The 25410-nt window shown below is 71.2% G+C and carries 26 protein-coding genes; 11 read left to right on the forward strand and 15 right to left on the reverse strand.

Annotated features, from left to right (window positions below; all coding sequences use genetic code 11):
• Both CQ044_RS12085 and CQ044_RS12090 read right to left on the reverse strand, forming a co-directional pair.
• The gene (locus CQ044_RS12085) at nucleotides 1–795 is read right to left on the reverse strand and encodes a hypothetical protein (protein WP_105688689.1); all 795 of its coding nucleotides are present in this window, start codon (nucleotides 793–795) and stop codon (nucleotides 1–3) included.
• 2 nt (nucleotides 796–797) lie between these two features.
• Nucleotides 798–2183 (reverse strand): glycine--tRNA ligase, encoded by a 1386-nt coding sequence (locus CQ044_RS12090; RefSeq protein WP_105688738.1) that lies wholly within the window; start codon nucleotides 2181–2183, stop codon nucleotides 798–800.
• A 144-nt stretch (nucleotides 2184–2327) separates the two neighbouring features.
• Between CQ044_RS12090 and CQ044_RS12095 the strand changes: the two genes are divergently transcribed.
• Nucleotides 2328–2744, forward strand: coding sequence for a VOC family protein (locus CQ044_RS12095; RefSeq protein WP_105688690.1), 417 nt, complete (start codon nucleotides 2328–2330; stop codon nucleotides 2742–2744).
• A 46-nt stretch (nucleotides 2745–2790) separates the two neighbouring features.
• Nucleotides 2791–4260 carry a peptide MFS transporter gene (locus CQ044_RS12100; protein ID WP_105688739.1) on the forward strand — a complete coding sequence of 490 codons (1470 nt, stop codon included), beginning with the start codon at nucleotides 2791–2793 and terminating at the stop codon, nucleotides 4258–4260.
• A 375-nt stretch (nucleotides 4261–4635) separates the two neighbouring features.
• Here the strand turns inward: CQ044_RS12100 and CQ044_RS12105 are convergent, their stop codons facing one another.
• The 7 genes from CQ044_RS12105 to CQ044_RS12135 all read right to left on the reverse strand — a co-directional run bounded on the left by CQ044_RS12105 (nucleotide 4636) and on the right by CQ044_RS12135 (nucleotide 12416).
• Entirely contained in the window at nucleotides 4636–5511 is an 876-nt protein-coding gene (locus CQ044_RS12105) for an NAD-dependent epimerase/dehydratase family protein (RefSeq protein WP_105688691.1), read from the reverse strand.
• Nucleotides 5512–5620: 109 nt separating this feature from the next.
• Complete coding sequence (locus tag CQ044_RS12110) at nucleotides 5621–6949, reverse strand: alpha-hydroxy-acid oxidizing protein (RefSeq protein ID WP_105688692.1); 1329 nt, start codon at nucleotides 6947–6949, stop codon at nucleotides 5621–5623.
• Nucleotides 6950–7383: 434 nt separating this feature from the next.
• Nucleotides 7384–7776, reverse strand: a complete 393-nt coding sequence (locus CQ044_RS12115; protein ID WP_045271176.1) for a hypothetical protein — start codon at nucleotides 7774–7776, stop codon at nucleotides 7384–7386.
• Between the two features lie 146 nt (nucleotides 7777–7922).
• Nucleotides 7923–9890 carry a M13 family metallopeptidase gene (locus tag CQ044_RS12120; protein ID WP_105688693.1) on the reverse strand — a complete coding sequence of 656 codons (1968 nt, stop codon included), beginning with the start codon at nucleotides 9888–9890 and terminating at the stop codon, nucleotides 7923–7925.
• A gap of 90 nt (nucleotides 9891–9980) precedes the next feature.
• Nucleotides 9981–10409 carry an SRPBCC family protein gene (locus tag CQ044_RS12125; RefSeq protein WP_105688694.1) on the reverse strand — a complete coding sequence of 143 codons (429 nt, stop codon included), beginning with the start codon at nucleotides 10407–10409 and terminating at the stop codon, nucleotides 9981–9983.
• Nucleotides 10410–10560: 151 nt separating this feature from the next.
• Nucleotides 10561–11709 carry a sensor histidine kinase KdpD gene (locus CQ044_RS12130; protein WP_105688695.1) on the reverse strand — a complete coding sequence of 383 codons (1149 nt, stop codon included), beginning with the start codon at nucleotides 11707–11709 and terminating at the stop codon, nucleotides 10561–10563.
• Entirely contained in the window at nucleotides 11706–12416 is a 711-nt protein-coding gene (locus CQ044_RS12135; RefSeq protein ID WP_105688696.1) for a response regulator transcription factor, read from the reverse strand. Before CQ044_RS12135 ends, CQ044_RS12130 begins: the two co-directional genes overlap by 4 nt.
• A 151-nt stretch (nucleotides 12417–12567) precedes the next feature.
• On the opposite strand from CQ044_RS12135, the gene CQ044_RS12140 reads away from it, so the two are divergent.
• A complete protein-coding gene (locus CQ044_RS12140; protein WP_105688697.1) occupies nucleotides 12568–13038 on the forward strand; it encodes a DM13 domain-containing protein in 471 nt (156 codons plus the stop codon).
• The gene (locus CQ044_RS12145) at nucleotides 13035–13532 is read left to right on the forward strand and encodes a hypothetical protein (protein ID WP_105688698.1); all 498 of its coding nucleotides are present in this window, start codon (nucleotides 13035–13037) and stop codon (nucleotides 13530–13532) included. The genes CQ044_RS12140 and CQ044_RS12145 overlap by 4 nt, the downstream gene beginning before the upstream one ends.
• Nucleotides 13533–13550: 18 nt before the next feature.
• Here CQ044_RS12145 and CQ044_RS12150 read toward each other — a convergent pair whose 3' ends face one another.
• Nucleotides 13551–14102 carry a DUF1992 domain-containing protein gene (locus CQ044_RS12150; protein WP_105688699.1) on the reverse strand — a complete coding sequence of 184 codons (552 nt, stop codon included), beginning with the start codon at nucleotides 14100–14102 and terminating at the stop codon, nucleotides 13551–13553.
• A gap of 237 nt (nucleotides 14103–14339) precedes the next feature.
• Between CQ044_RS12150 and CQ044_RS12155 the strand changes: the two genes are divergently transcribed.
• The 3 genes from CQ044_RS12155 (at nucleotide 14340) to CQ044_RS12165 (ending at nucleotide 17702) form a co-directional block, all read left to right on the forward strand.
• Nucleotides 14340–15896: an HNH endonuclease signature motif containing protein gene (locus CQ044_RS12155; RefSeq protein ID WP_105688700.1), complete on the forward strand. Its 1557-nt coding sequence runs from the start codon at nucleotides 14340–14342 to the stop codon at nucleotides 15894–15896.
• 44 nt (nucleotides 15897–15940) lie between these two features.
• Nucleotides 15941–17308 (forward strand): MATE family efflux transporter, encoded by a 1368-nt coding sequence (locus CQ044_RS12160; protein ID WP_105688701.1) that lies wholly within the window; start codon nucleotides 15941–15943, stop codon nucleotides 17306–17308.
• 169 nt (nucleotides 17309–17477) lie between these two features.
• Nucleotides 17478–17702 carry a hypothetical protein gene (locus CQ044_RS12165; RefSeq protein WP_105688740.1) on the forward strand — a complete coding sequence of 75 codons (225 nt, stop codon included), beginning with the start codon at nucleotides 17478–17480 and terminating at the stop codon, nucleotides 17700–17702.
• A 5-nt stretch (nucleotides 17703–17707) separates the two neighbouring features.
• Here the strand turns inward: CQ044_RS12165 and CQ044_RS12170 are convergent, their stop codons facing one another.
• The 4 genes from CQ044_RS12170 to CQ044_RS12185 form a co-directional block, all read right to left on the reverse strand.
• A complete protein-coding gene (locus tag CQ044_RS12170) occupies nucleotides 17708–18904 on the reverse strand; it encodes a hypothetical protein (protein ID WP_146116785.1) in 1197 nt (398 codons plus the stop codon).
• Nucleotides 18905–18996: 92 nt separating this feature from the next.
• Nucleotides 18997–19653, reverse strand: coding sequence for a response regulator transcription factor (locus CQ044_RS12175; protein ID WP_181158301.1), 657 nt, complete (start codon nucleotides 19651–19653; stop codon nucleotides 18997–18999).
• Nucleotides 19650–20873, reverse strand: coding sequence for a sensor histidine kinase (locus tag CQ044_RS12180; protein WP_146116786.1), 1224 nt, complete (start codon nucleotides 20871–20873; stop codon nucleotides 19650–19652). Before CQ044_RS12180 ends, CQ044_RS12175 begins: the two co-directional genes overlap by 4 nt.
• A 117-nt stretch (nucleotides 20874–20990) precedes the next feature.
• A complete protein-coding gene (locus CQ044_RS12185; RefSeq protein ID WP_105688704.1) occupies nucleotides 20991–21656 on the reverse strand; it encodes a TrmH family RNA methyltransferase in 666 nt (221 codons plus the stop codon).
• A gap of 79 nt (nucleotides 21657–21735) precedes the next feature.
• On the opposite strand from CQ044_RS12185, the gene CQ044_RS12190 reads away from it, so the two are divergent.
• Entirely contained in the window at nucleotides 21736–23025 is a 1290-nt protein-coding gene (locus tag CQ044_RS12190) for an Nramp family divalent metal transporter (protein ID WP_374954857.1), read from the forward strand.
• A gap of 99 nt (nucleotides 23026–23124) precedes the next feature.
• Here CQ044_RS12190 and CQ044_RS19915 read toward each other — a convergent pair whose 3' ends face one another.
• The gene (locus CQ044_RS19915; protein WP_308736928.1) at nucleotides 23125–23784 is read right to left on the reverse strand and encodes a DUF1003 domain-containing protein; all 660 of its coding nucleotides are present in this window, start codon (nucleotides 23782–23784) and stop codon (nucleotides 23125–23127) included.
• 175 nt (nucleotides 23785–23959) lie between these two features.
• Between CQ044_RS19915 and CQ044_RS12200 the strand changes: the two genes are divergently transcribed.
• The 3 genes from CQ044_RS12200 to CQ044_RS12210 all read left to right on the forward strand — a co-directional run bounded on the left by CQ044_RS12200 (nucleotide 23960) and on the right by CQ044_RS12210 (nucleotide 25409).
• Nucleotides 23960–24310 carry a hypothetical protein gene (locus tag CQ044_RS12200; RefSeq protein ID WP_258133286.1) on the forward strand — a complete coding sequence of 117 codons (351 nt, stop codon included), beginning with the start codon at nucleotides 23960–23962 and terminating at the stop codon, nucleotides 24308–24310.
• A gap of 109 nt (nucleotides 24311–24419) precedes the next feature.
• Nucleotides 24420–25049 carry a metal-dependent transcriptional regulator gene (locus CQ044_RS12205; protein WP_105688705.1) on the forward strand — a complete coding sequence of 210 codons (630 nt, stop codon included), beginning with the start codon at nucleotides 24420–24422 and terminating at the stop codon, nucleotides 25047–25049.
• A 60-nt stretch (nucleotides 25050–25109) separates the two neighbouring features.
• Nucleotides 25110–25409 (forward strand): hypothetical protein, encoded by a 300-nt coding sequence (locus CQ044_RS12210; RefSeq protein WP_105688706.1) that lies wholly within the window; start codon nucleotides 25110–25112, stop codon nucleotides 25407–25409.
• Nucleotide 25410: the final 1 nt, after the last annotated feature.

Below are 25410 nucleotides of genomic sequence, written 5' to 3' on the forward strand. Positions count from 1 at the left end.
CTACTCGGCCGGTCCGCGGTATCGGTTGCCGCGCGGTCGCCGCCCCTGCCCCGTTCGAGGTTCGCGGCGAGCGCGCTCCTCGCTGCGTTCGATGCCCAGCAGTGCGACGACGCATCCCGCCATCACCACGACGATGGCACGGGTCGCCCACAGCATCGGCACGGATCGCACGGTGACGTCCTCGATCGGGAGCCCGAACACGACGCCCAGCATCGCGGGACCCGACCCGCGCCCCGGGGCCCATCCATGGGTGTCCAGGGCCAGCATGGCCGTCACACCGGAGACGGCGACGAGGAGCAGCAGGACCATGATGAGAAGGACGCGCGGCGATGTGCGCCCGCGTCGCCGCGTCAGGGCGTGCAGCACGACCGCCACCGGCCACAGCACGATCATGCCCACGAGGATGCCGAGCAGCTCGGCCAGCGGCACGAGGAGCAGCGCGAACAGCAGAGCGGATCCCAGCCCTTCGGCGTATCCGTCCTGCACCGTGATCGCCACGGCGCAGGGAAGGCCGGCGGCCAGCACCAGACCTCCGGCACCCCACGCCGCCGCACGCGCCGTGACGGGGAAACCGGTCAGGCCGAGCGCGGTGACGATCGCCGCGACCAGCGCCGACGGGATCCCGCCGAGGACCATCAGCCGCGTGGACTCCGGATCCTCCGCGCCACGCAGGGCGAACACGACGACGGCGCACCCGAGTGCCAGCGCGATCCCGAGCGCGAGGACGATGACGACGGTGCGTGCACGCGGCGGCGCCCCTGCCGAGACCCCCGGCAGGGGCGCCGCCGACGTCATGCTCAGGCGCCCTTCAGACGCTCCGAGAGGTAGGCGTCGAGCTCGCCCAGCGGCACGCGCTCCTGCGCCATGGTGTCGCGGTCGCGCACGGTCACGGCGTTGTCGTCGAGCGAGTCGAAGTCGATCGTGACGCAGAACGGGGTGCCGATCTCGTCCTGGCGGCGGTAGCGTCGCCCGATCGCTCCGGCGTCGTCGAAGTCGATCGCCCAGTGACCGCGGAGCTTGTCGGCGACCTCGCGGGCGAGCGGCGAGAGGCGCTCGTTGCGCGAGAGCGGCAGCACCGCGACCTTGACCGGGGCGAGGCGCGGGTCGAGCTTCAGCACGGTGCGCACATCGGTGCCGCCCTTGGCGTTGGGCACCTCCTCCTCGATGTAGGCGTCCACGAGGAACGCCATCATCGAGCGGGTCAGGCCGAACGAGGGCTCGATCACGTACGGGATGTACTTCTCGCCCGAGGCCTGGTCGAAGTAGCTGAGCGACGAGCCGGAGGCCTCGCTGTGGCTGGACAGGTCGTAGTCGGTGCGGTTCGCGACGCCCATGAGCTCGCCCCACTCCTTGCCGGCGAAGCCGAAGCGGTACTCGACGTCGATCGTGCCGGCCGAGTAGTGGGCGCGGTCATCCTCCGGCACGTCGAACTGGCGCATGTTCTCCGGGCTGATCCCGAGGTCGATGAACCAGTCCCAGCACTCCTGCACCCAGTGCTCGAACCACTCCTGCGCCTCGGCGGGCGGCACGAAGTACTCGATCTCCATCTGCTCGAACTCGCGCGTGCGGAAGATGAAGTTGCCGGGGGTGATCTCGTTGCGGAACGCCTTGCCCACCTGGCCGATGCCGAAGGGCGGCTTCTTGCGGCTCGCAGTGAGCACGTTCGAGAAGTTCACGAAGATGCCCTGCGCGGTCTCGGGACGCAGGAAGTACACGCCCGACTCGTCGTCCACCACGCCGAGGTAGGTCTTCACCAGGCCCGAGAACGCCTTCGGCTCGGTGTACTGGCCCTTCGTGCCGCAGTTCGGGCAGGGCACGTCGGCCAAGCCGTTCTCGGCGGAGCGGCCCTTGCGCGCCTCGAAGTCCTCGATGAGGGTGTCGGCGCGGAACCGCTTGTGGCACTGCAGGCACTCGACGAGCGGATCCGTGAACGTCGCGACGTGGCCGGACGCCTCCCACACGCGCTTGGGGAGGATGATCGACGAGTCGAGACCGACCATGTCGCCCCGGCCGCGCACGAAGGTCTGCCACCACTGCCGCCGGATGTTCTCCTTGAGCTCGGTGCCGAGGGGGCCGTAGTCCCAGGCCGAGCGGGAACCGCCGTAGATCTCACCCGCTTGGAACACGAACCCGCGGTGGCGGGCGAGGGCGATGACCTTGTCAAGACGGGACTGTTCGGCCACGGTGGCTCCAATGGTCGCGATGATGCGGGGAATGCGCACGAAGAGGCGCAGATCAATCCTATCGGTGCCCTCTGGAGCGTGAGAGGGCACCGCATCCGGCGCCGCCCGCGACCGATGTCGGAGGTCGGTGGCACCATGGCTGCCATGGAACAGCGAGTGAGCTTCATCACCTTGGCCGTCGCGGATGTCGCGCGCAGCAGGGCCTTCTACGTGGACGGTCTCGGATGGCAGCCGATCTTCGAGGCGGATGAGGTCCTGATGCTCCCCGTCGCGGAACGGATGATCCTCTCCCTGTGGAGCGTGGAAGGGTTCACCGCGGAGATCGGCGCACCGCCCGCCACCGGCATCGCCCCGCTCACGCTGGCGCACAACGTGGCGACCGACGCCGAGGTCGACGCGGTGCTCGCCGAGGCGGCCGCGCTGGGCGCCCCCGTCACGCCTGCCGTACGCCGCGACTGGGGCGGCTATTCCGGCTACTTCGCCGACCCGGACGGGTTCCGGTGGGAGATCGCGATGAACCCGGATGACACCGGGGCGTTCGTGCTGGCGCCCAGGAGCTGATCCGTCCCGATCCCCGGCCGGCGGCGGCGCGGCTTACCCTGGAATGATGAGCACCGCACAGGAAGCCCGCCCGCACGGCGAACGCGACACCCGGTTCTTCGGGCAGCCGTGGGCCCTCGCCCACCTGTTCGGGGTCGAGATGTGGGAGCGGTTCAGCTTCTACGGCATGCAGGGCATCCTGCTCATCTACCTGTACTACTCCGTCACCGACGGAGGACTCGGGCTCGACAAGGCCGTCGCGGGCGGCATCGTCGGCGCCTACGGCGGCTCCGTCTACTTGGCGACGATCCTCGGCGCCTGGATCGCCGACCGGCTCCTCGGATCCGAGCGCACGCTGTTCTACAGCGCGATCGTGATCATGGCGGGACACATCGCCCTCGCGTTGCTGCCGGGCGTCGCCGGCGTCGGCGTCGGCCTGGTGCTCGTCGCGATCGGATCCGGCGGGCTCAAGGCCAATGCGACCTCCGTGGTCGGCACGCTCTACTCGGCCGAGGATCCGCGGCGCGACGCCGGGTTCTCGCTGTTCTACCTGGGCATCAACCTCGGCGGGTTCTTCGGTCCGATCCTCACCGGCCTGCTGCAGTCGACCCTGGGCTTCCACTTCGGCTTCGGTCTCGCGGCGATCGGCATGGCCGCCGGCCTGGCGCAGTACTCGTTCGGGCGACGCAAGCTGCCCGCGGAGGCGCACCGCATCGCGAACCCGCTGCCGCGGAACCGCTACGCGACGGCGGTCGTCATCGCGATCGCCGGAGTCCTGATCCTCGTCGCGCTCGTGCTGACCGGGGTCATCACGGCGGACAACCTCGCCACGGTCGTGATCATCGCGGCCACGGTCGCCGCGATCGCCTACTTCGCGGTGATCCTCACGAGCCGCCGCATCAACGCGACCGAACGATCCCGGGTGTGGGGCTTCCTGCCGCTGTTCATCACGAGCGTGGCGTTCTGGTCGCTGTACCAGCAGCAGTTCACCGTGCTGACCGTGTACTCGGACGAGCGCCTGAACCGCGACCTGTTCGGCTGGGAGATGCCGGTCTCGTGGGTGCAGTCGATCAACCCGGTCTTCATCATCGTGCTGTCGGGGGTGTTCGCCGCGATCTGGACGAAGCTCGGTGCCCGCCAGCCGTCGACCCCGGTGAAGTTCGCGCTCGGTGCGATCATCATGGGAGCCGCGTTCCTGCTGTTCCTGCCGTTCGCCGGCGGGGCCGCGAACTCCACGCCGCTGCTGGCGATCATCGGGATCCTGTTCGTCTTCACGGTCGCCGAGCTGCTGCTCTCGCCGATCGGCCTGTCCGCGGCGACGAAGCTCGCCCCGTCCGCGTTCCACACCCAGATGGTGGCGCTGTTCTTCCTCTCGGTCTCGCTCGGCACCGCGATCTCGGGCTGGCTCGTGCAGTTCTACGACCCGCACAACGAGGTCCCGTACTTCTCGATCCTCGGCGCGATCGCGATCGTCGTCGGCGTCGGCCTGCTCGTGTCGGCCAAGCCCGTGCTCGCGCTCATGAAGGGCGTGCGCTGACGAAGTGAGGCGGGCCTCGGAGCGCACTCCCCCGGATTGGAGCGCACTCCCCCGGTTTGGGGCGCACCCCCCCCCGGTTTGGGGCGCACCCTCCCGTTTTGGGGCGCGTCCTGTCAGGAATTCCCGGCCCAACACGCCCCAAACCGGCGAGGCGCGCCCCGAACCACAGCCTCTGGCCTCAGATCCCGTCGGCCGGCGCGTCGGATCCCCACCGACAAAAGTCCCGGATCCGGGGCCGTGCCGTCGGTTTGGGGCGCACCCTCCCGGTTTGGGGCGCGCCCTGCCACATATTTCCGGCCTAACGCGCCCCAAAACGGCGAGGTGCGCCCCCAAACCACAGCCTGCGCCTCCGTGACTCAGGCCTGCACCTCGGGTTCAGGCCCGCGTAACCACGCTCTCCAGGTACGTGCCGTCGGCGAGCTGGTCCAGGAGCGGGCGCGCGGTCGGAGTCCAGCCGAGCTCGGCCCGCGCCTTGGCCCCCGAGGCCTGCTCGTCGAGGAGGAGCGCGTCGGCGAACGCCTCGCCGAGCCGCGCGCGCGTCTGCTCGACGGTCTCGGCGCGGACGCCCTCCGCCACGTCGGATCCGGACGCGATCGCTTCGCCGATCTCGCGGATCGTCGGGTTCTGCCCGGAGGCGCCGATGTAGGTCTCCCCCGCGCGACCGCTCTCGAGCGCGAGCACGTACAGTGCGGCGAGGTCGTCGACGTCGACGCTGGTCCAGTGCTGGCTGCCGTCGCCGATCAGGAGCACTCCCCCGCCGGTCGCGTCGGTGAGGATCCGCACCAGGCCGCCGCCGCGTCCGTAGACCGCGGCGGGCGCGACGACCGTGCCACGGATGCCGGAGGCGCCGAGCACCTTCGCCTCCCCGGCGCCGCGCCAGGCGGTGAGGGCCGGCCGGTCGATCGGAGTCTGCTCCGTGATGTCGCTCGCCGTGCCATAGCTCCAGATCCCGCCCGTGTGCACGAAAGGCTTGCCCGTGCCCTCGAGCGCACCGAGCACGGCGTCGATGAATGCGGCGTCACCCTCGGGCGTGGAGGCGGTGTGGATGACGCCGTCCGCGGCGGCCGCGGCCTCCGTCACGAGCCCGGAATCCGCGACGTCGCCGATGAGGGCGGTCGCTCCTGCCGCCTCCACGGCGCTCGCCTTCGTCGTATCGCGGACGAGGGCGGTCACGGTGTGGCCTTCCGCGAGCAGCCGGTCGAGGACGGAAGTACCGATGTAGCCGGTCGCGCCGGTGAGAAGAACCTTCATGCCTTTCGCGAACGCCGCACCCGCGCGGATATTCCCCGACCCGGATCCGCTGCCCAAGGTCGGGCTGCGGGCTGTCGGTGGTCAGGCGTCAGCCGTCACGCGTCAGGGGTCAGCCGTCCGCGCGACGGAGAGCGGCAGTATCCACGTCGCGCACCGCCGTGAGCCCGGCGAGCCCCAGTGTGACGTCGAGCTCGGCGAGCACATTGCGGATGACCTCGCGCACGCCCGTCTCACCGGCGATTCCGAGTCCGTACGCGTAGGGGCGTCCGAGCGCGACCATTGTCGCGCCGAGGGCGAGGGCGATGAAGGCATCCGCCCCGCCGCGCACGCCAGAGTCGAAGATGACCGGGACGCGTCCGGCGACCCGCTCCACGATCGCCGGCAGCACATCCAGCGTCGGCACGGACTGGTCGATCTGGCGGCCGCCGTGGTTCGACACCCACACGCCGTCGAGCCCCTCATCGACCGCGCGCGCGGCGTCATCGGGATGCACGATGCCCTTGAGGATCAGCGGAAGCGAGGTCCACGTCCGCGCCTTCGCCAGGTCGTCCCAGGTGAGGGCCGGGGTCGAGAAGACGTCGAGGAAGGTCTCGACCGCCAACCGGGGCAGCGGCGAGCGCAGATTCCCACGCAGGCTCGGGGATCCGGTGACCGCGGCGCCGTTGCGCGCGATCGAGATCCCCGCGGCGATCGTCTTCGGGGTGACCCGCACCTTGGATCCGCCGGTCGAGGATCCCGCCCTCGCGCGGACGAGTTCCCGGAACACCGGATCCGACGTGTACTGGGCGATGCCCATGCCCCGCGTGAACGGCAGGTAGCCGAGGTCGAGGTCGCGCGTGCGCCAGCCCAGCAGATGCGTGTCGAGGGTGACCACGATCGCCTCGGCACCGGCGGCTTCGGCGCGACGCAGCAGCGAGGCGTTGAGCTCGTCGGATGCGGACCAGTACAGCTGGAACAACCGCGCACCTTCTGGCACCGACCCGGCGATGCGCTCCATCGGCACCGAGGCCTGGTTCGACAGCACGTACGGCACGCCCATCGCGGCGGCCGCCCGGGCGACGGCCAGATCGGCGTCGGGGTGCGCGAGCTCCATGACCCCGAGCGGGGCGAGCAGCAGCGGACTGGGCCGGTCGACACCGAGGAAACGCGTGCCGAGGTCGCGCACGGAGACGTCCCGCAGCGGACGCGGCCACACCTGCCAGCGCGCGAACGCGGCGCGGTTCGCGGCGACCGTGCGCTCGGCTCCTGCTCCGCCTGCGATGTAGGCGAACGCCTCGGGGCTGAGCGCCGCACGGGCCGCTTCCTCAAGCGCGCCCGGCTGGGTCGGCACCGCGGGCCGGGCGCCGCTCACGCCCGCGCGGTAGACGTCGGACTGGGCGCGCCGCGCGATCCCGCGCGCCGCGGCCGGGTCATCCGGAGCAGCGACAGCACCGACCATGAGACCTCCTCGGAGACGACCTCGTCCACTCCCGCTCAGGCTAGCCTGCACCCCGGACACGGTGGGATCCTCCCGCGCGGACGACGTCCGCGCCGGGTTTGGGGCGGGTTGCTCCGTTTTGGGGCGCAGCACGACCGGGATGAGCGGCGTGGCGCGCCCCAAACCGACAAGACTCGCCCCAAAACAGAGGGACCTGACACCGGGGAGAACAGCCCGCACCGGCAGGATCCGACGCTCGGACGACGTAACGACCGGGTTTGGGGCGCGTCCCTCCGTTTTGGGGCGCAGCACGACCGGGATGAGTGGCGTAGCGCGCCCCAAACCGACGAGATGCGCCCCAAAACGGAGGTAGTGGAGCCCCAAACCGGCGGAGTGCGCCCCAAAACCGAGGTAGTCGGGCCCCGAAACCCGGAAAGGCAGCGCCGGCCCGGGAACTACCGGGTGATCGTGCGTCCGTCGGGGTCGCCGGGGCCGTGCGGACGCAGGCGTGCGGGGAGCGGCCACGCGAGGGCGTACCGCTGCGTCGGCGGGCGCTGCATGTCGCCGAAGTCGTCGATCTTGACCGTGATCCGGCCCTCGCCCTCGGGCACGACCTCGACGATCTGCACCCGCAGCGGCCCCTCGGCCTCGCCCTCGAGGACCCACGGATCCGCGAGCCACCGGATCCCGTGCTCCTCGAGCGCGGCCTCGGCGTCGAGCCAGTCGATCTCGCCGGTGAGCTCGCGGCCGAGCACGTCGACGGCGAGCCAGTCGGCGCCTTCGGGGCGGATCCAGCCCAGGAGTTCGCCGTCCTCGCGGCGATGCGGGGTCCAGTCTGCGGGGATCATCCGGCGAGCCTAACCGACGCCGCGCGGACGTCCCTCGTCTCGCCCCGCTCGTCCCTCGTCTCGCTCCGCTCGCTCGGGAACCGAAAGGGAACGCCCGCCCCGGCTCAGGCCGGGGCGGGCGTTCATCGCGGAAGCGGCGAGGAGGGTCACCAGATCGTGACGCGCTCCTCGGGGGCGAGCCACAGCTTGTCCGACTCGGTCACGTCGAACGCCTCGTAGAAGGCGTCGATGTTGCGGAGGATCTGGTTGCAGCGGAACTCGTTAGGCGAGTGCGGGTCGATCGTGAGCAGGCGGATCGTCTCGGCCTCGCGGCTCTTCTGCTGCCACACCTGTGCCCACGACAGCAACAGGCGCTGCACGCCGGTCAGGCCGTCGATGACGGGCGCCTCTGCGCCGCCGAGAGCGATCTCGTACGCCTTCAGCGCGATGCCGAGGCCGCCGAGGTCGCCGATGTTCTCGCCGATCGTGAGGGCGCCGTTCACGTGGTGCTCGGCACTCAGCCCCTCCGGCACGAGCGCCTCGTACTGCGCGATGAGCGACGTGGTGCGCTTCTCGAACGCGGCGCGGTCATCGTCCGTCCACCAGTCCTGCAGCTTGCCGTCGCCGTCGTAGCGGCTGCCCTGGTCGTCGAAACCGTGTCCGATCTCGTGACCGATGACGGATCCGATCCCGCCGTAGTTGGCCGCCGCGTCCCGCCCTGCATCGAAGAACGGGTACTGCAGGATCGCCGCGGGGAACACGATCTCGTTCATGAGCGGGTTGTAGTACGCGTTCACCATCTGCGGAGGCATGAACCACTCGTCGCGGTCGATGGGCTTGCCCACCTTGCCGATCGTGCGGTCGTGCTCGAACCGGGCAGCGCGACCGGCGTTGCCGATGAGGTCGCCCGCGTCGACCGTCACGGTCGAGTAGTCGCGCCACACCTTCGGGTGCCCGATCTTGGGCGTGAACGTGTCGAGCTTGGCGAGCGCCTTCTCCCGGGTCTCCGGGCTCATCCACTCGAGCGTGGTGATCGACTGCCGGTAGGCCTCGAGCAGGTTGCCGATGAGCTCGCCCATCGCCTGCTCCGCGGCCGGCGGATAGTGCCGCTCGACGTAGACCTTGCCGACCGCGTCGCCGAGCGCGCCCTCGACGAGCGAGACGCCGCGCTTCCAGCGCTCGCGGATCGTGGGGACCCCGGTGAGCTCGGTGCCGTAGAAGGAGAAGTTCTCCTGCACGATGTCATCCGTGAGGTACGCGGCGAGGCCGTGCACGACCTTGGCCCGCAGCCAGGCCTTCCAGTCCTCCAGGCGCTCCGCGGTGAGCAGGGATCCGAGCCACTCGAAGAAGCTCGGCTGGTAGACGACGGCCTCGGCGAAGGCGTCAGCTCCGGCGGGACCGGCGACCGCGTCGCGCCAGGAGGCGAGGTCGACGCCGACGAGCGTCTGGAACTCGTCCCAGCTCTTCAGGTTGTAGGTCTTGACCGCGTCGCGGCTCTCCACGTTGTCCCAGTGGTGCCCCGCGATGTCGTGCTCGAGCGCGAAGGCGCGGTCGGCCTGGCCTGCGGCGTCGGCGACGCCGCCCAGGGTCAGGATCCGCTCGAGGTGCGCCCGGTAGGCCGCGCGCGTGGCCTCGAAGCTGTCCAGACGGTAGTAGCTCTCATCGGGCAGCGAGATTCCCGCCTGCACCACGAACGGCACATAGCGCTCCGGGTTGCCGGGGTCCGGCTCCACGAACACGCCGATGAGCGCTGCGATGCCCTGACGGTCGAAGGATCCGATCGTCGCGAGGAACTCGTCGATCGTGGTGATCGCGTCGACCGCGGCGAGCGGCTCGGCCAGAGGAGCGGTGCCGAGCGCGGCGATGCGCTCGGTGTCCATGAAGCTCGTGAAGAGGTCGCCGATCTTGCGCGCCTCCGTGCCGGGCTCCGCGTCCTGCGCCTCCTCGATGATCGCGCGGACGTCCTTCTCGGACTGATCGGCGAGGAGGTGGAAGGATCCCCAGCGCGCTTTGTCGGCGGGGATCTCGGTCGTGGAGAGGAACGTGTGGTTCACGTGCCGGTAGAGGTCGTCCTGAGGGCGGATCGCGGGGTCGAAGTCGCCGATGGCGAGGCCGGAGGGAAGAACGTCGGTCATGAGGCCCAGCCTATGCGCCGGGACGGACGGACTCGCGGATCCGGCGCAGGATCAGGAGCAGGAGGCAGGAGCCAAGACCTCAAAGACCGCTCAGGCCTCCAGGAGTGCCTTGGCCTTGTCGAGCGCGGCCATCTCGCCATCCATGCTCTTCTGCACCGGCCCGCCCATCAGCAGCTTCTTCAGCCCGCCCAGCTCGACGGACAACGTGAATGCGACGCGCGTGCCCCGCTCGGTCTCGTCGAACGCGTAGCTGCCGACCGGACGCACGGGGCCGGCGATCGTCGCGAACGCGTAGCGATGCGGCGCGACGTACTCCGTGATGCGGATGTCGGCGTCGATCGACCGTCCGCCGGGACCTGCGACCACCTGATGCACGGTCGTCCCGACGCCGGGGCCGCCCTGCGCCTGCATCTCCTTGACGCCTGCACGCCACGTCGGATCCTTGCTCGGATCTGTGAAGAACGCGAAGACGGTCTCGATGGGTGCGGCGATCTCGATCGTCCGGGATGCGGTAGGCATGAGCCCAGTATCCCGCCCGGATCCCGCGCGGTACAGGGCCGGGACGGAGGCTCCCGACCGCGGGAAGCGGGCGCGCTCCGGCCGGGGCGCCGGATCCTGTGCGCCCGGGTCTCGGTCCGGGTGCCGGAGCGATCGAGGCCTGCCGACAGCCTCAGGATCCCGGCGTCACGGGCAGCAGCACCTTGAGGCAGAAGCCGTCGTCGGTGTGCTCGGCGAAGACGTCTCCGCCGTGCGCGCGGGCCAGCCCGCGGGCGATCGCGAGGCCCAGCCCCGCCCCCGACGCCACCGCGTCCGGTGCGGCACCGCCGGTGCGGGATGGATCCGAGCGCCACCCGACCTCGAACATGCGGTCCAGGTCTTCGACGGCCACGCCGCTGCCGTGGTCGAGCACGGCGAGCACCAGCCGGTGCGGCGACGGCGACTCCGCGAACACGAGGATCTCGGATCCCTCCGGCGCGTGCCGCACGGCATTCGTGAGCAGGTTGACGATCACGCGCGTGAGCTGATGCGGATCTGCCCACAGCACATGGCCGTCGATGCCCTGCTGCACGATCCGCACGCCGTGCGCCCCAGCCGCGGCGCGCACGTCGGCCACGGCGTCCGAGACCACATCGAGCAGCTCGACCTGCTCGGCGCGCAGCCGCAGCGAGCCCGAGGTGATGCGGGACAGCTCAAAAAGATCGTCGACCATCCGGCCCATCGTCTCGACCTGAGCGCGGACCTGGCCGGGGAATGCCTCCGGATCCGCGAGCCCCTCCTCCGCCGACTCCGCGAGCGCGCGGATCGCGGTGAGCGGGGTGCGCAGATCGTGGGAGATCCAGGCGAGGAAGCGGCGGCGGTCGGAGTCCAGCCGCTCCAGCTCGGCCCTGGCGTCGCTGAGTCTCGCCGATACCTCGGCCAGTTCTCCCGACAGATCGTCGAACTCGCGCCAGCCGCTGGATCCGCCGTCGACGACGTCGCCCTCGCCGACCCGGCGCACCGCGTCCGTGAGCCCCTGCACCGAGCTCCGCGCCGCACGGGCGGTGATCCAAGCGGTCGCGAGCGCGCACAGCAGCGCGGCTCCGAGCACCCACACCAGCACCGTGAAGTCGTGCACCGACAGGTACATCTCGGCGGAGATCGCCAGCACGCCCGTCGCCAGCGCGAGCACCGACGCGACGCCGACGACGACCAGGTGCAGCGTCAAGCCGGCCCGCCGTGCCCGGCGCAGGACCAGCAAGGCCAGACACGTGACGACAGCGGCGCAGACCAGCGCCGTGAGCAGGATGAGGAGCACGTCCGCGACGCCGAGAGGCATCATGAGCCGGATCCGTCCGCCGAGAACCGGTAGCCGGCACCCCACTCCGTGAGCAGGTGCAGAGGGCGACGCGGATCCTGCTCGATCTTCTCCCTCAGCCGGCGCACGTGCACGGTCACCGTGCTGGCCTCGCCGAACGACCAGCCCCAGACCTCCCGCAGGATGTCGTCGCGGGACAGCACTTCCCCGTCATGCTGCACGAGATGGGCCAGCAGCTCGTACTCGCGCGCGGCGAGCGGCACCTCCTCCCCGCGCACGTGCACGCGACGGCGGGCCGGATCCAGCCGGAAGTCGCCGCGCACGATCTCGCGCGTCGGCGCGGCCGCCGCCCTGGAGCGGCGCAGCAGCGCCCCGACCCGCAGCAGCAGCTCGCGCAGCGCGAAGGGCTTCACCAGGTAGTCGTCGGCACCGGTCTCCAGCCCCTCGATGCGCTGCTCGACCTCGCCGAGCGCGGTGAGCATGATGATCGGCACGGCCGAACGCTCCCGCGCATCGCGCGCGAGCTCGTCGCCGCTGATGCCCGGCAGCATGCGATCGACGATGAGCACATCGGGCGGATCCGCCCGCACCGCGCGCTGCGCCGAGATCCCGTCCCCGAAAGCTTCGACGAGGTAGCCGTTCGCGCCGAGGTAGCGCTCGACCGCGGCACGCACGGTGGGGTCGTCTTCGACGACCACCACGCGGGGCGGCGCGATCGCTGACGTCTCCATGTTCAGAGGCTAATCCCGCCGCACCTGCCGGATCCCGGTTCCTTACGGCCCCGAAAGAACTCCCCCGCGGCGCTCGTGCCGTATCTACCGTCGGTTCCGTACTCGACAGCCGGCACGTCCGTCGCCGGCGCATCCACGGAATGGAGCACTCATGCGCAAGATCGCTTTCGTCCCCGCCTCGCTCGGCGTGGCCGTCCTGGCCCTGGGCCTGTCTCTCGCGGGCTGCAGCTCGACACCGGGGGGATCCTCGCCGTCGTCCGACACGATGTCGACCTCGTCGTCCGAGCCGAGCTCGTCCCCGATGTCCTCCATGGACGCCATGCACAAGACCGGGACGTTCATGGGCCTGAACGGCAAGAAGGTGCAGGGCTCCGTGACCGTGTCCGGATCCGAGCTCATGCTCAGCGGCTTCTCCTCCGACGAGGGTCCCGATCTGCACGTGTACCTGACGAACGGCACCGACGAGGCGGCCGTCTCCGCCGGCAAGCAGATCGACGCGGTCGCCTTCGACAAGGCGTCGCAGACGTTCATGCTGAGCGGCGTCGACCTCTCGATGTACACCGACGTCGTGATCCACTGCGACAAGGCCAAGGCGGTGTTCGGGGCCGCTTCCCTCTCATGACCGCGACCGCGGTGCGGGTCGGCCGTGGGGAGCCGGCCCGCACCGCACCCTGGATGCTCGCCTCCGCGCTTCTCGGCGCGGCGGCCCGGATCGCGGCGGGCCTGCTGTGGCTGAACGAGGGGATCCTGAAGTATCGCGCAGGATTCGGATCCGCCGACATCCTGCTCGTCGCGCAGGGCGCCGCGGGCAACAGCCGCGTGCCGTTCTTCTTCCGCCCCCTCGGCGCGGTCATGCAGGCGGCGCCGGAGCTGTTCGGCATCGCGATCCCGGTGCTCGAGACGGGACTGGGACTCCTGCTGGTGCTCGGCCTCGGTCGAGTGCTCACCGCGATCGCCGCCCTCGGATCCATCGCGACCCTGATGCTGTACTGGTCGTCGGATCAGCTCATCGCGCAGTACCCGGCGATGGTGCTGCTGTCGGCCGTGGTGCTGGCACTGCCGTGGTCGGGCCGCGTCGGGATCGCCTGGTCGTGGGAGCGACGGCGCGGGCGTTGACACGTGCGCGAGGCCTCGTCAGCTCCGACGGAACCAGCGCTTCCGCGGTTCGAGCGCCGCAGGTTCCGCGACCGCGGCGGCCGCCCGACGTGCGTGCCATGCCTCGACCTCGGCGTCCACGTCCCGCGGCTTCGTCACCACGGGCGGGCCGCCGAGCAGCTGACGCCGGGCATCGATCACGCGCCGGTTGAAGTCCTCCAGCACCGCGCGCACGTCGTCCTCCCGCCGCAGGGCGTCGAGCTGCGTGTCGAGCTCGCGGTCCTCCACGCGCAGCATGAGCGCGGGCGGGCCGAGGCCGGTGAGATTCTCCCGTTCGATCTTGCGGCGGATCCACCAGTCCGGATCGTGATGATCGCCGAGACCGGGGATCGGCTTGCCCGCGCCGGGCAGGTCGTCGAACTGTCCCTGACGGATCGCCACCTGGATCGCGGTCTCGACGATCGCCGGCATGGTCTCTGCGTTCAGGACGGCGGGCGGGGCGGTCTGCGGGGCCGGGCCCGCGCTCTCTGCCCCTTCGTGCGCGCTCCGTGCGGCGTCATGCGCGCGGCGCACGCGGTCCGGATCCTTCATCGCGCCTCCTCCGGTCGAACGCCTCGGGTACGGCCAGCCTATGCGGCTGCGCACGCCCCGGACGGGCGGATCCGGATTGCGCATCGGTCTTTCGCTTGCGATCCGGGCGCCGTTCGCGACCATCGGAGGGCGACCTCTCGTCCTCCACAGGGACCGATTCGGAGGAGTTCTGCACAGATCGGAAATAGCTTCTGAACTGGATGTTCGAATGTCGGTGGCCCTCTGTTGAATGGAGGCATGGCATCCACCACACGCGAAGCTCTGGAGCAGGTCGAGCACCTGCTCCGGCAGGTGTGCGCGTCGCGCGAGATGGCCGGCCAGTTCGACGGCGTCACCGATGGCGACGCGATCCGGATCCTGCAGACGCTGGGCCGGATGCAGCGGCTGCTCGACGGCGCGATCACGACCGCGACCGTGCACGCCGTCCAACGCGACGCAGGAGCCGCGTCGACCACGATCACCACCGCGGCGGGCTGCGCAGACGTGACCGAACTGCTGCGTCGGGCGCTGCGCGTGGACATGGGCGCCGCCCGCCGGTATGTGCGAGCCGCCGATGCCGTGGGGCGCGACTTCCTGCATTCCTCGGGCGAACACGGGGCTGCGCGGTACGAGGCGCTCGGGCAGGTGCTGCGCGACGGCGAGATCTCGACATCCGGGCTGCTCGCCGCGATCGGGCCCGTCCAGCGATCCGGGAACAGGATCACCGCCGACGCGCGAGACGCCGTCGATGAGATCCTCGCGACCATGGCGCGCGGTCTCGATCTGCCCGACGAGGCAGGCAGGCCCGGCCCTGCGCCCTCGACGGACGAGCTCGCGAATCATGCGCAGGCCCTCATGCTCGCGCTGGATCCGGACGGAGCCGAACCCGACGACCGGAAGGCGGAGCGGAACCGGGGGTTCACGATCGGCCGGCTCCGCGACGGGGTGCGTCCGGTGCGCGGCGGGCTGCTGCCCGAAGTCGCGGGGGCGTTGGAGCGTCTGTTCGACGCGTTCAACAACCCTGCCGCGACCGATGCTCCGAACCTCACCGGGCGCCTCGGCGAGACAGGTGGTGACGTCCTCGACGCCCTGGGGTCCGAGGGGACTGCGACGCACGAGGCGCAGAGCACGGTCCGGTTCGTCGAGGACGACCCGGATCCTCTCGAGCCGGAGTTCGCCGGCGGGCCGAACGCCCCGATCGACAGCCGCACGCGCGCGCAGCGCAATCACGACAACCTCGCGGCGATCCTGAACGTCGCGGCCGGGCACTCCGCTGTGCCCGCCCTCGGCGGCGCGGCCCCGACGCTCGTGGTGTCGGTGAGGGCCGAAGACTACGCGAACGGCACCGGACGGGCATTCGTCGAAGGCATCGATGTGCCCCTCAGCGTCGCCCAGCACACGGCCTGCGCCGGAGGGGTGCAACGAGTGCTCTTCGACGAACAGGGGCAGATCGTGTCCATCGGCACCACGGCCCGCATCTTCAACGCGACGCAACGCCGCGCGATCCTGCTCCGCGACCGGGAATGCCTGATCCCCGGCTGTCACGTGCCCGCGACCTGGTGCGAGATCCACCACGTTCGCGAGCACGCCGAAGGCGGCCCCACTCACACCGGCAACGGCGTCGCCCTGTGCTGGCACCACCACCGCACGCTCGATGCGTCAGGGTGGCAGATCCGCATGCGTCACGGCGTGCCTGAGATCCGCGGCCCCGCCTGGTGGGATGGCACCCGCACCTGGCACCGCCCTCGCGCCCGTGGCGGCGCCCCCGGTGCGGTCCGAAGACTCCTCACCATGACCCTCACCCCACCGGGATGACACCGGCGGCACACGGTGTCCCCGCCCGCCCCTAGGCTCGTACGGTGCCCTCCCCGACGCCGAACCCGAGCCCGGGTGACAGATCGCGCCCGAGCGGAGCACCGACCCTGAATCGCGAGATCATCCGCCTCGCCGTGCCCGCCCTCGGCGCGCTCGTGGCGGAGCCCGCGTTCCTCATGGTCGACGCGGCGCTCGTCGGACACCTCGGCACCACTCCGCTGGCGGGGCTCGGCATCGCATCGGCGATCCTGCAGACCATCGTCGGGCTGATGATCTTCCTGGCCTACTCGACCACGCCCGCGGTGGCACGGCGGTTCGGCGCGGGCGACCACGGCGACGCCGTGTCGGTCGGCATCGACGGCATGTGGCTCGCGCTCGGCCTGGGCGCGGTGCTCGCGGTGATCGGTTCGCTGCTCACCCCTGCGGTGATCCCGTTGTTCGGCGCCAGCCCGGAGGTCGCGGCGCAGGCCGCCGCCTATCTCGCGCCGTCCATGTGGGGGCTGCCCGCGATGCTCGTCGTCTACGCCGCGACCGGGCTGCTGCGCGGCATGCAGGACACCGTCACCCCGCTGTGGATCGCGGGCATCGGCTTCGCCGCCAACGCGCTGCTGAACTGGCTCTTCATCTACGGATTCGGCTGGGGCATCGCCGGATCCGCCTTCGGCACGGTCGTCGCCCAGTGGGGCATGGTCGGCGCCTACGTGCTCGTGATCGGGCGCCTGGCCCGCCGGCACGAGGCCTCGGTCGCACCGGAGCTGAGCGGGATCCGCGGGTCCGCGCGCTCCGGAGGGTGGCTGTTCCTGCGCACCGTGAGCCTGCGGGTGGCGCTGCTCGCGACGGTGGGCATCGCGACCGGCATCGGCACGCGCGAGCTCGCCGGCTGGCAGGTCGTCTTCACGATCTTCTCCGCCGCTGCCTTCGCGCTCGACGCGCTCGCGATCGCCGCGCAGGCCCTCATCGGAAAGAGCCTGGGCGCCGCGGATCCGAACGGGGCACGGCACGTGCTCGCCCGCACAGTCGCCTGGGGCGCGTGGTTCGGGGTGATCGTCGGAGTGCTCATCGCCGCGCTGTCGTCGGTCATCGGGCTCGCGTTCACGGGCGACCCCGCCCTCGCGGCGCTGATCCAGCCCGCCCTCATCGTGCTCGCCATCGCCCAGCCGATCGCCGGCATCGTGTTCGTCCTCGACGGAGTGCTCATGGGCGCCGGCGACGCGCGCTACCTCGCGATCGCCGGCGGCCTGAACCTCGTGCCGTTCCTGCCCGCGCTCGCGATCATCGCCGCGACCGGCGTGAACGGCGTGGCGGGCCTGATCTGGCTCGCCGTCGCGTTCTTCGGCGTGTACCTGTGCGCGAGGCTCGCCACCCTCGGTCTGCGGGTGCGGACCGGACGCTGGCTCGCGCTCGAGGTCTGAGGAGATCCGCCTCAGTCCTCGGTCGTGCAGAGGGGCCCCGATCCGGATCATTCGGTCCGCACAGCGCGGATCCTCGCGACGTCGTGCAACGATCCCGCGATCGCCGGTCAGGGGCTCTCATTCCCTGGCATTCTGGGCGGATCCACGCGACACTGAAGGGGTGCTGACCATGAACGAACCGCAGGTGTGGACACTCATCGGGGTGTTCGCGGCCGGGATGTTCGGCATGATCACGATCGTCACAACGATGTTCACGCGCGTCGTCCGTTCGGAGATCCAGTCCTTACGTGTCGAGCTCAAGGGCGACATCACGGAGCTGCGCGGGGAGATCCGAAACATCGACCGCGACGTCAGCGCCCTCATGAAGCACACCTTCGGCATCGACCGCGACTGAGAACCTCATCGCACGCTGCGATGCACCTCGAGCTCCTCGATCGCATCGAGCTCGGCCGTCGCCCGCGCCCGCAGGGTGTCGGAAAGCCCGCGGTCGCCGATCGCCCGCGGCACTGCCGAGCGCTCCTCGGGCCGGCCTCGGTGCATCGCGTAGCCCCAGGTGGCGAGGCCGAGCAGCGGCCCCCACAGCCAGAACGGCAGCACGAGAAGCAGCTCCAGCACGCCCACCGCCAGTGCGCCGCCGCTCGTCGTCGCGATGCGCACCAGATCCACACCGCCCACGGTGAACATCACCGCCACGAACGATGCGGCGACCACCACCAACCCGACGGGAACCGGGCGGCCCCCGACTCCGCCCATCCATTGCGGGAAGCGGTCCGCCCACGGCAGGCACAGCGCGAGCGTGAGCAGCCCCGCCGCGAGCATCGCCCCGCCGAGCAGCAGACCCACCATGAGGATGTCCGGCGCGAGAGCGCCGGTCGGCGCGAACAGAGGCCAGGGCGTCAGCCACGTGAGACGGCAGAACACATACGGCAGCGCGCACAGCGCTGCTGCGACGGTGATCGCCCGCCGATGCCGCCGCACACCCGCGGCGAACCGGCCCCGCACGGCGGGCTCGCCGATCGCCCAGGCGACGAGCGCGCCCGCGGCCACCAGGTGCGCGAAGGACACCGCCAGTTCGCCGAGCCGTGGAGCCAGCGCGTCCAGCACGCGGGGCGCGAACGTCGTCAGCGGCAGCCGGAGCGCCGCGAGCACGACGACGCCGACGACGAGCGCGATCCCGACGACTCCGATCACGGGCCGTCGCACGGTCAGTAGCACGAGCCCCCCGCCGACCAGCCCCGCCACCACCAGCACGAACGAGTACCCGGCGACCGGGATGATCCCCCCGGGGATCAGCGCCGCCACCAGCAGCGCCACGATCACCGCCGCGATGCGCAGTCCGCCCGGCGCTGCGCCGACGACGCCGCCGCTCCCTCGCTGTCCGCGCAGTCCGAGCACGCCGACGGCCATTGCGGCGAGCCCCGCCGCGATCGACACGGCCGCAGCCATGGGCGCCCCGACGACGGTGGCGACGAGGCTCGGGGCCGCCCCCGTGGGCAGGATGCCAGGGACGAGCAGTCCGATCGCGCCGAGAAGGGCCACGCCCGCCCCGAGCGCGAGGCCGACGATCAGCAGCACGACACGCGTTCTGTTCCTCATGTCTCGAACGCTACGGATCCGGATCCGCTCGCCGCGTCGCCCTCGAGGACGGTTCCGGATCACCCTCAGGGATGATCCCCGGCACGCGCCCGCTACCGACCGGGGCGGCGGACGCCGTTCTCGTAGGCCCAGATCACGACGTGCAGGCGGTCGGCGAGACCGAGCTTCGCGAGGATCGCCTTCACGTGCGTCTTCACGGTGTTCTCGCTGAGGAACAGGGCACGCGCGATGTCGTCGTTCGACGCACCGGTGGCGAGCGCCTGCGCGACCTCGCGCTCCCGGCCACTGAGCGGCGCGAGCGCCGTATCGGGATCGGCCGCGGGTCCCGCCTCCCGGACGAAGCCGAGCAGCGCCGCCGTCGCGCGCGGCGACATGGCGGCGTCCCCCGCCGCGGCCGCGACCACCGCGTCGGCGAGGTCCTGCGGGGTGGCGTCCTTCGTGAGGAACCCGCTCGCCCCCTCGCGGATCGCCTCGACGACGTACTGGTCGAGGTCGAAGGTCGTGAGCATGAGGATCCGGATCCCCGGCTTCAGCCGCAGGATCTCGCGAGTCGCGGCGATGCCGTCCATCCCCGGCATGCGGATGTCCATCAGGACGACGTCGACGGCGTGACCGCGCACGTGCGCGATGCCTTCGTGCGCATCGGCCGCGGTCGCGACCTCGGCGATGCGCGGATCCCGGCCGAGCATGATCGCGACCGCCTCGCGGAACAGTTCCTGATCGTCCACGAGCAGCACCCGGATCGTCATGCACCCTCCCCCGCCGCCAGCACAGGGAGCACCGGCAACTCGGCCCGCAGCAGCCAGCCGTGCGATCCCGATCTGGACCCCGCGGACGATCCCGCTCCCGACGCGAGCGACCCGCCCGCCAGCCGGATCCGCTCGCCGAGGCTCACGAGCCCGGTCCCGGCGCCGAGATCGGATCCGCTGCGCCCGGATCCGCCGTCGTCCTCGACCTCGGCGACGACCCGCTCCTCGGCCCAGAAGACGCGCACCTCGATGCGCACCGGCGGCAGCGCATGCCGCATGGCATTCGTGAGCCCCTCGCGCACCGTGCGGTGCAGGGCCAGCGCCGACGCCGGAGCCAGGGCGCGACGGGCTCCGGCCTCCACGAGCCGGGCCTCGCACGCAGGACTGCGCACCGAGGCGACGAGCTCGGCCAGGGAGTCCACCGTCGGCAGCGGCTCCTTCGGGGCGTCGCCCTCGGCGGCGACGATCGCGCGCATGCCCCGCAGCGCGTCGCGGCCCGTGTCCACGACCACGCCGAGCGCGCGCTCGCTGACCTCGGGCCGCTCTCGGACGAGCGCCCGCGCAACCTCGGACTGCGCGATCATGACCGTCATCGCGTGCGCGACGACGTCGTGCAGCTCTCCATTGATGCGCATCCGCTCGTCCGCGATCGCCTGCCGCACGCGCATCGCGGTGCGCTCCTCGGCGCGGCTCGTCGCGAACCGCACCAGCAGACCGCACGCCCACGCTGCGGTCGCGCAGGCCGCGAGTCCGAGGAAGGCGCCGAGCCGCAGCAGCCCGACGTCGATGCCTGCCGCGGAGCCGAACGTCGGCTCCGCGAGCGCGATCATCCCGGCGCCGATGAGCCCGATACCCAAGGCCACGATGGAGAGCCGCACCCGTTCGCGCGCCGCGACCTGGGCGAGGCACAGCAGATACACGACCGCGGACGGGTGCATGACGGCGGACGCGTCGCGCGCCGCGGGGATCAGCACCAGGAGCAGCATCACCGCGCTCGCGACGAGGAAGCCCGCGACCGGTCGCCGTACCGACAGCAGTGAGGCGCCGTGCAGCGCCGTGAAGCCCAGCGCAAGCCCGAGGACGACCAGCAGCGCCGGGTGCGGGGTCGACCACGCGAGCGAGGCGAGACTGATCGGCAGCAGCACGACGAGGGCCGCCAGCGCCACGATCAGCGAGGCGCCGCCGCCGCGCACGCCGCTCCGCGCCTTCCCTGTCTGCACGTCCCCATGCTGGCATGCGGTCGCGCACGCGTCCTCACCCTTGCGAGTGACCCGGATCCGGGCTCGGGCACGTGGAGGCGCGAGGTTGCGGCGCCGCGAGATCGCGGGATGCCCGGATCAGCCGGCGTGCCTCCGGCACCACTCGTACATGATCACGGCCGCCGCGGCACCGGCGTTGATCGAGCGGGTGGATCCGTACTGCGTGATCTCGACGTGCCCCGACGCCGCGGCGAGCGCCTCGTCCGACAGTCCTGGACCTTCGGCACCGAACAGCAGCACGCAGCGCTGCGGCAGGTCAGCCCGGTCCACCGGGACCGCACCGTCGAGGTTGTCCACTGCGATGATCGGGATCCGCTCGGCCTCCGCCCACGCGGTGAACGCCTGCACCGTCTCGTGGTGCACGACGTGCTGGTAGCGGTCGGTCACCATGGCGCCCCGGCGGTTCCAGCGCCGCCGCCCGATGATGTGCACGGTGTCGGCGAGGAACGCGTTGGCGCTGCGCACGATCGAGCCGATGTTCATGTCGTGCTGCCAGTTCTCGATCGCCACGTGGAAGGCATGCCGTCGGGAATCGAGATCGGCGACGATCGCCTCCATGCGCCAGTAGCGGTAGGCGTCGACGACGTTGCGCCGGTCCCCGTGGGCGAGCAGGTCGGGATCGAAGTGCTCCCCCGCGGGCCACGCGTCGGGACCGCCCGGCCAGGGGCCGACGCCGTGTTCGACAGGCTCCGCAGCGTCATCCGTCGTCGTCGCTGATTCGCTCTCTGGCGCCGGATCCTGCATCCCGCCAGCGTAGCCGCGGGAGCGCGCGCCGATCGGTTCAGATATTTCGGTCCACCTAAAAATGGAGTAGGTTTTCGGTGTGCCTAAAACTACGGTGACCATCGCACCTCCTCGCTCCGACGCCCCGGCTTCCGCCCGCGGCGCGGCGCTGCTCGGGCCTGCACTCGTCGCCGGAGTCGCCTACGTGGATCCGGGCAACGTCGCCAGCAACATGACCGCGGGCGCCGGTTACGGCTACCTGCTGGTGTGGGTCGTCGTCGTGGCCAACGTGATCGCGTGGCTGGTGCAGTACCTGTCGGCGAAGCTCGGCGTCGTCACAGGGCGCAGCCTGCCCGAGCTGCTCGGCGACCGGCTCACGCATCGGTTCGCGCGCCGCGCGTACTGGCTGCAGGCCGAGCTCGTCGCGATGGCGACCGACATCGCCGAGGTGATCGGCGGCGCGATCGCGCTGCAGCTGCTGTTCGGGATCCCGCTGCTCCTCGGCGGCCTCATCACGGGCGCGGTCTCGATGGTCCTGCTCGCCGTGCAGGGGCGTCGTGGCGCACGGCCGTTCGAGTTCGTCGTGATCGGCCTGCTCACCGTCGTCACCGTCGGGTTCCTCGCCGGGCTGCTCGTCGCCCCGCCGGATCCGGCCGCGGCTCTCGGGGGTCTGACGCCGCGGTTCACGGATTCCGGATCCGTGCTGCTGGCCGCCTCGATCCTGGGCGCGACGATCATGCCGCACGCGATCTACGCGCACTCCGCCCTCGCCAGGGACCGGTTCGGCTCCGCCCCGGTGCACCCCGGCGGAGACCCCGAGCCGGCCAGGCGCACCCCGATCGCACGGCTGCTGACCGCTACCCGGTGGGACGTCACGCTCGCAATGGTCGTTGCGGGGGCGGTGAACCTGGGCATGCTGCTGCTCGCCGCGGCCACGCTCCCCGGAGTGAGCGGCACCGACTCCCTCGAGGGCGCGCACGCCGCGATCAGCGCACAGCTCGGCCCGCTCATCGGCACTCTGTTCGCCGTAGGGCTGCTGGCCTCGGGCCTCGCGTCGACCGCGGTCGGAGCCTATGCGGGCGCGGAGATCATGCACGGGCTGCTGCGCGTGCGCATCGCGATGCCGGTGCGCCGCATGGTCACGCTGATCCCGGCGCTGCTCATCCTCGGGCTCGGCGTGGATCCCACCTTCGCGCTCGTGCTCAGTCAGGTGGCGCTGTCGTTCGGGATCCCGTTCGCCCTCATCCCCCTCGTCGCCCTCACCGCCCGGCAGCGCACGCTAGGCCGCTACGCGAACCGCCTGTGGACCACAGTCGCCGGCATCGTCGCCGCCGCACTCCTGATCACGCTCAACGCCGTGCTGCTCTGGCTCCTCCTGACCGGAGCTTGACCGCGAGACTCCAACTCCGCGACGAGACTGCACGCCAGGACCGCAGTCTCGTCGCCCAGATGGAGTCTCGCGGTCAGGGGCGGTCAGGACCCGGAGCCGCTAACGCCCGGGCGAGGCGTCCGGATCCTCGTCCTGCGCCTCGGTCCGGACCGCGGCCTGCACCTGCGTCTCGGCCCGCGCCTCGGCCTGCGTCTCCGCAGCCCGCGCGCTGTCCTTCGCGGCGGCGACCTCCGTCGCGACGTCCTGCGCATCGGCTCCCGTCGCACCGGCGCCGGTCTGCGCGGGCACCAGTGCGCGGGCGATCCCCTGCAGCTCCGCGATCATCTCGAGCTGACGCCGGTTGATCTCCAGCAGCGCCTCGATGTCGACCCGCGCCGCGACGTTGGTGTCGAAGTCGTGCTGCGCGAGCGCGGCCGAGATCGCGTCCTGGCGCTTCGCGGCGATGAGCAGGATCGCCCCCTGCAACCCCGCCAGCATGCTGAGGAACAGGTTCAGCAGGATGAACGGATACGGATCCCACGCCGTGGCCCTGCTCGAATTGAGGATCCACCAGACCGCCATGAACAGCACGAAGCCGCCGACGAAGGCCCAGCTGCCCATCCCGTTGCGGAGGCGATCGGCGGACCGCTCGCCGAGCGTGAGCCGCCCCTTCACCTGCTCGTGCCAGGTGCTCTCGGGCAATGGCCGCGCGCTGCCCTTCGGCAGCTGCCTGAGGAACGTGTTGAGGTCCTCGATCGACATGGCCTTCTCCCTCGGCATGCTCACCTCCTCACGCCCGGCGCCATCGCCGGACCCGGGTCCAGTCTCCCGCGTCGCCCGTCGGCACCCCGCCGACTCGCTGGCGCCGCGACGCGCTGACAGGCCGGCGCGAGATCCATCGGACGGACGATGCAGACCGGACGGGACCCACAGCCGCCGCGGGTAGGCTCGAAGGATGGCCAGATCCCGCCGCCCGTCCGCCGCGCAGCGCGCCGCCGAGAAGGCCGAAGCGCAGGCTTCCGCGCGCCGGGCCGTGCGGATCTGCACGTGGGCGTCGCTCGTCACCGCCGCCCTGGGGATCCTGCTCCTCGCCCTGCCGAAGCTCCTGCCCGCGGGCAGCCCGTGGGTGCAGCTCGCCCTCGGCGCGCTGACCCTGATCCTGTCGTTCCGCGCCCGCGCGATCGGCATGCGCGGCGTCGAGGACTTCGACGGCCGCATGTCGCTGCTCGGCGCTCTCGCCGGATTCGCGATCATGTTCTTCGCCGGCCAGGCCGCGTTCGCGGTCCTCTCCGCCGTCGCATCCTGACTCCGCCGCCCCGTATCGCCGAGTCGTCCCCGTGAGCGGACCCCCTGGCGTGCGCTCACGGGGACGACTCGAAGGTGGGAAGGGCAACGGCGGCGGTTAGGGTGGACGGGTGGCATCCCCCGCGGCCGACGACTACCTGAAGACGGTGTTCGCGCACACCGAATGGCAGCCGACGCCGATCACTCCGTCGCAGCTCGCCGCGAAGCTCGGCATCGCCCCGTCCAGCGTCACCGAGATGGTGAAGAAGCTCGCCGCGGCGGGCCTCGTCTCGCATGTGCCCTACGGCGCGGTGCGGCTCACCGACGACGGAACGGCCAGGGCCATCGCGGTGATCCGCCGCCACCGCCTCATCGAGACGTGGCTCGTGCGGGAGTTCGACTACGGCTGGGACGAAGTGCACGATGAGGCCGAGGTGCTCGAGCACACCATCAGCGACCGCCTGCTGGAAGGCATCGATGCACGCCTCGGACGGCCGCGATTCGACCCGCATGGCGATGCGATCCCGAACGCCGCGGGCAGCGTCGAACGTGAACCCTTCGTGCTGCTCGCCGACGCTCCTGCGGGCCACATCGGCCGGGTGCTCCGCGTCAGCGACCAGAATCCGGAGCTGCTGCGCGCGATCGAGGCCGCGGGTATCGCCGTGGGCGTCGAGGTCACCGTGACGGCAGCAGGTTTCTCCGTCGGCGGGGTGGAGACCGAAGTCGCACACGCCGCTGACGTCATCTGGCTCCGCGCCTGATCGCCGACGCCACCCGCCCAGTAGGGTGTTGATCGAGCAGGCGTTCCGGGGGGAATTCAGATGACGGCCGATTTCGAAGTGGTCAGGAGCGAGCTGGGCATCCAGCGCCAGTATCTCGATGTCGGCGTGGGCACGGTCGGCAGCGTCTTGGAAACCGTGCACAACGCCGACACCGGTGTGCAGGCACCCCACGGCCGCACCTCGCTGCGCGAGCTGCTGGAGGGTGCGATCGGCGAGACCCACGCCCTGATCGAGGTCGCCAAGGCGGACGTCCAGAGTCTCAGCTGGAGGATCTCCGACCTCGGCTACCAGGTCGAGGAGCTCGACGTCAGGCTCGGCAGCGGTTGGGAGACCCTCTGAG

It is taken from the genome of Microbacterium sp. MYb64, assembly GCF_002979495.1.
In the GTDB taxonomy this organism is placed as follows: Bacteria; Actinomycetota; Actinomycetes; order Actinomycetales; family Microbacteriaceae; genus Microbacterium; species Microbacterium azadirachtae_A.

Bases quoted from the DNA above. Each gene is read 5' to 3' on its own strand.
- CQ044_RS12145 (WP_105688698.1), top strand. From the start codon at position 13,035: ATGACCGCGACCGCGGTGCGGGTCGGCCGTGGGGAGCCGGCCCGCACC.
- CQ044_RS12185 (WP_105688704.1), bottom strand. From the start codon at position 21,656: ATGCAGGATCCGGCGCCAGAGAGCGAATCAGCGACGACGACGGATGAC.
- CQ044_RS12110 (WP_105688692.1), bottom strand. From the start codon at position 6,949: ATGGTCGGTGCTGTCGCTGCTCCGGATGACCCGGCCGCGGCGCGCGGG.
- CQ044_RS12095 (WP_105688690.1), top strand. From the start codon at position 2,328: ATGGAACAGCGAGTGAGCTTCATCACCTTGGCCGTCGCGGATGTCGCG.
- CQ044_RS12085 (WP_105688689.1), bottom strand. From the start codon at position 795: ATGACGTCGGCGGCGCCCCTGCCGGGGGTCTCGGCAGGGGCGCCGCCG.
- CQ044_RS12130 (WP_105688695.1), bottom strand. From the start codon at position 11,709: ATGATGCCTCTCGGCGTCGCGGACGTGCTCCTCATCCTGCTCACGGCG.
- CQ044_RS12155 (WP_105688700.1), top strand. From the start codon at position 14,340: ATGGCATCCACCACACGCGAAGCTCTGGAGCAGGTCGAGCACCTGCTC.
- CQ044_RS12210 (WP_105688706.1), top strand. From the start codon at position 25,110: ATGACGGCCGATTTCGAAGTGGTCAGGAGCGAGCTGGGCATCCAGCGC.
- CQ044_RS12150 (WP_105688699.1), bottom strand. From the start codon at position 14,102: ATGAAGGATCCGGACCGCGTGCGCCGCGCGCATGACGCCGCACGGAGC.
- CQ044_RS12170 (WP_146116785.1), bottom strand. From the start codon at position 18,904: ATGAGGAACAGAACGCGTGTCGTGCTGCTGATCGTCGGCCTCGCGCTC.
- CQ044_RS19915 (WP_308736928.1), bottom strand. From the start codon at position 23,784: ATGCCGAGGGAGAAGGCCATGTCGATCGAGGACCTCAACACGTTCCTC.
- CQ044_RS12140 (WP_105688697.1), top strand. From the start codon at position 12,568: ATGCGCAAGATCGCTTTCGTCCCCGCCTCGCTCGGCGTGGCCGTCCTG.
- CQ044_RS12115 (WP_045271176.1), bottom strand. From the start codon at position 7,776: ATGATCCCCGCAGACTGGACCCCGCATCGCCGCGAGGACGGCGAACTC.
- CQ044_RS12175 (WP_181158301.1), bottom strand. From the start codon at position 19,653: ATGACGATCCGGGTGCTGCTCGTGGACGATCAGGAACTGTTCCGCGAG.
- CQ044_RS12200 (WP_258133286.1), top strand. From the start codon at position 23,960: ATGGCCAGATCCCGCCGCCCGTCCGCCGCGCAGCGCGCCGCCGAGAAG.
- CQ044_RS12165 (WP_105688740.1), top strand. From the start codon at position 17,478: ATGAACGAACCGCAGGTGTGGACACTCATCGGGGTGTTCGCGGCCGGG.
- CQ044_RS12135 (WP_105688696.1), bottom strand. From the start codon at position 12,416: ATGGAGACGTCAGCGATCGCGCCGCCCCGCGTGGTGGTCGTCGAAGAC.
- CQ044_RS12100 (WP_105688739.1), top strand. From the start codon at position 2,791: ATGAGCACCGCACAGGAAGCCCGCCCGCACGGCGAACGCGACACCCGG.
- CQ044_RS12120 (WP_105688693.1), bottom strand. From the start codon at position 9,890: ATGACCGACGTTCTTCCCTCCGGCCTCGCCATCGGCGACTTCGACCCC.
- CQ044_RS12105 (WP_105688691.1), bottom strand. From the start codon at position 5,511: ATGAAGGTTCTTCTCACCGGCGCGACCGGCTACATCGGTACTTCCGTC.
- CQ044_RS12125 (WP_105688694.1), bottom strand. From the start codon at position 10,409: ATGCCTACCGCATCCCGGACGATCGAGATCGCCGCACCCATCGAGACC.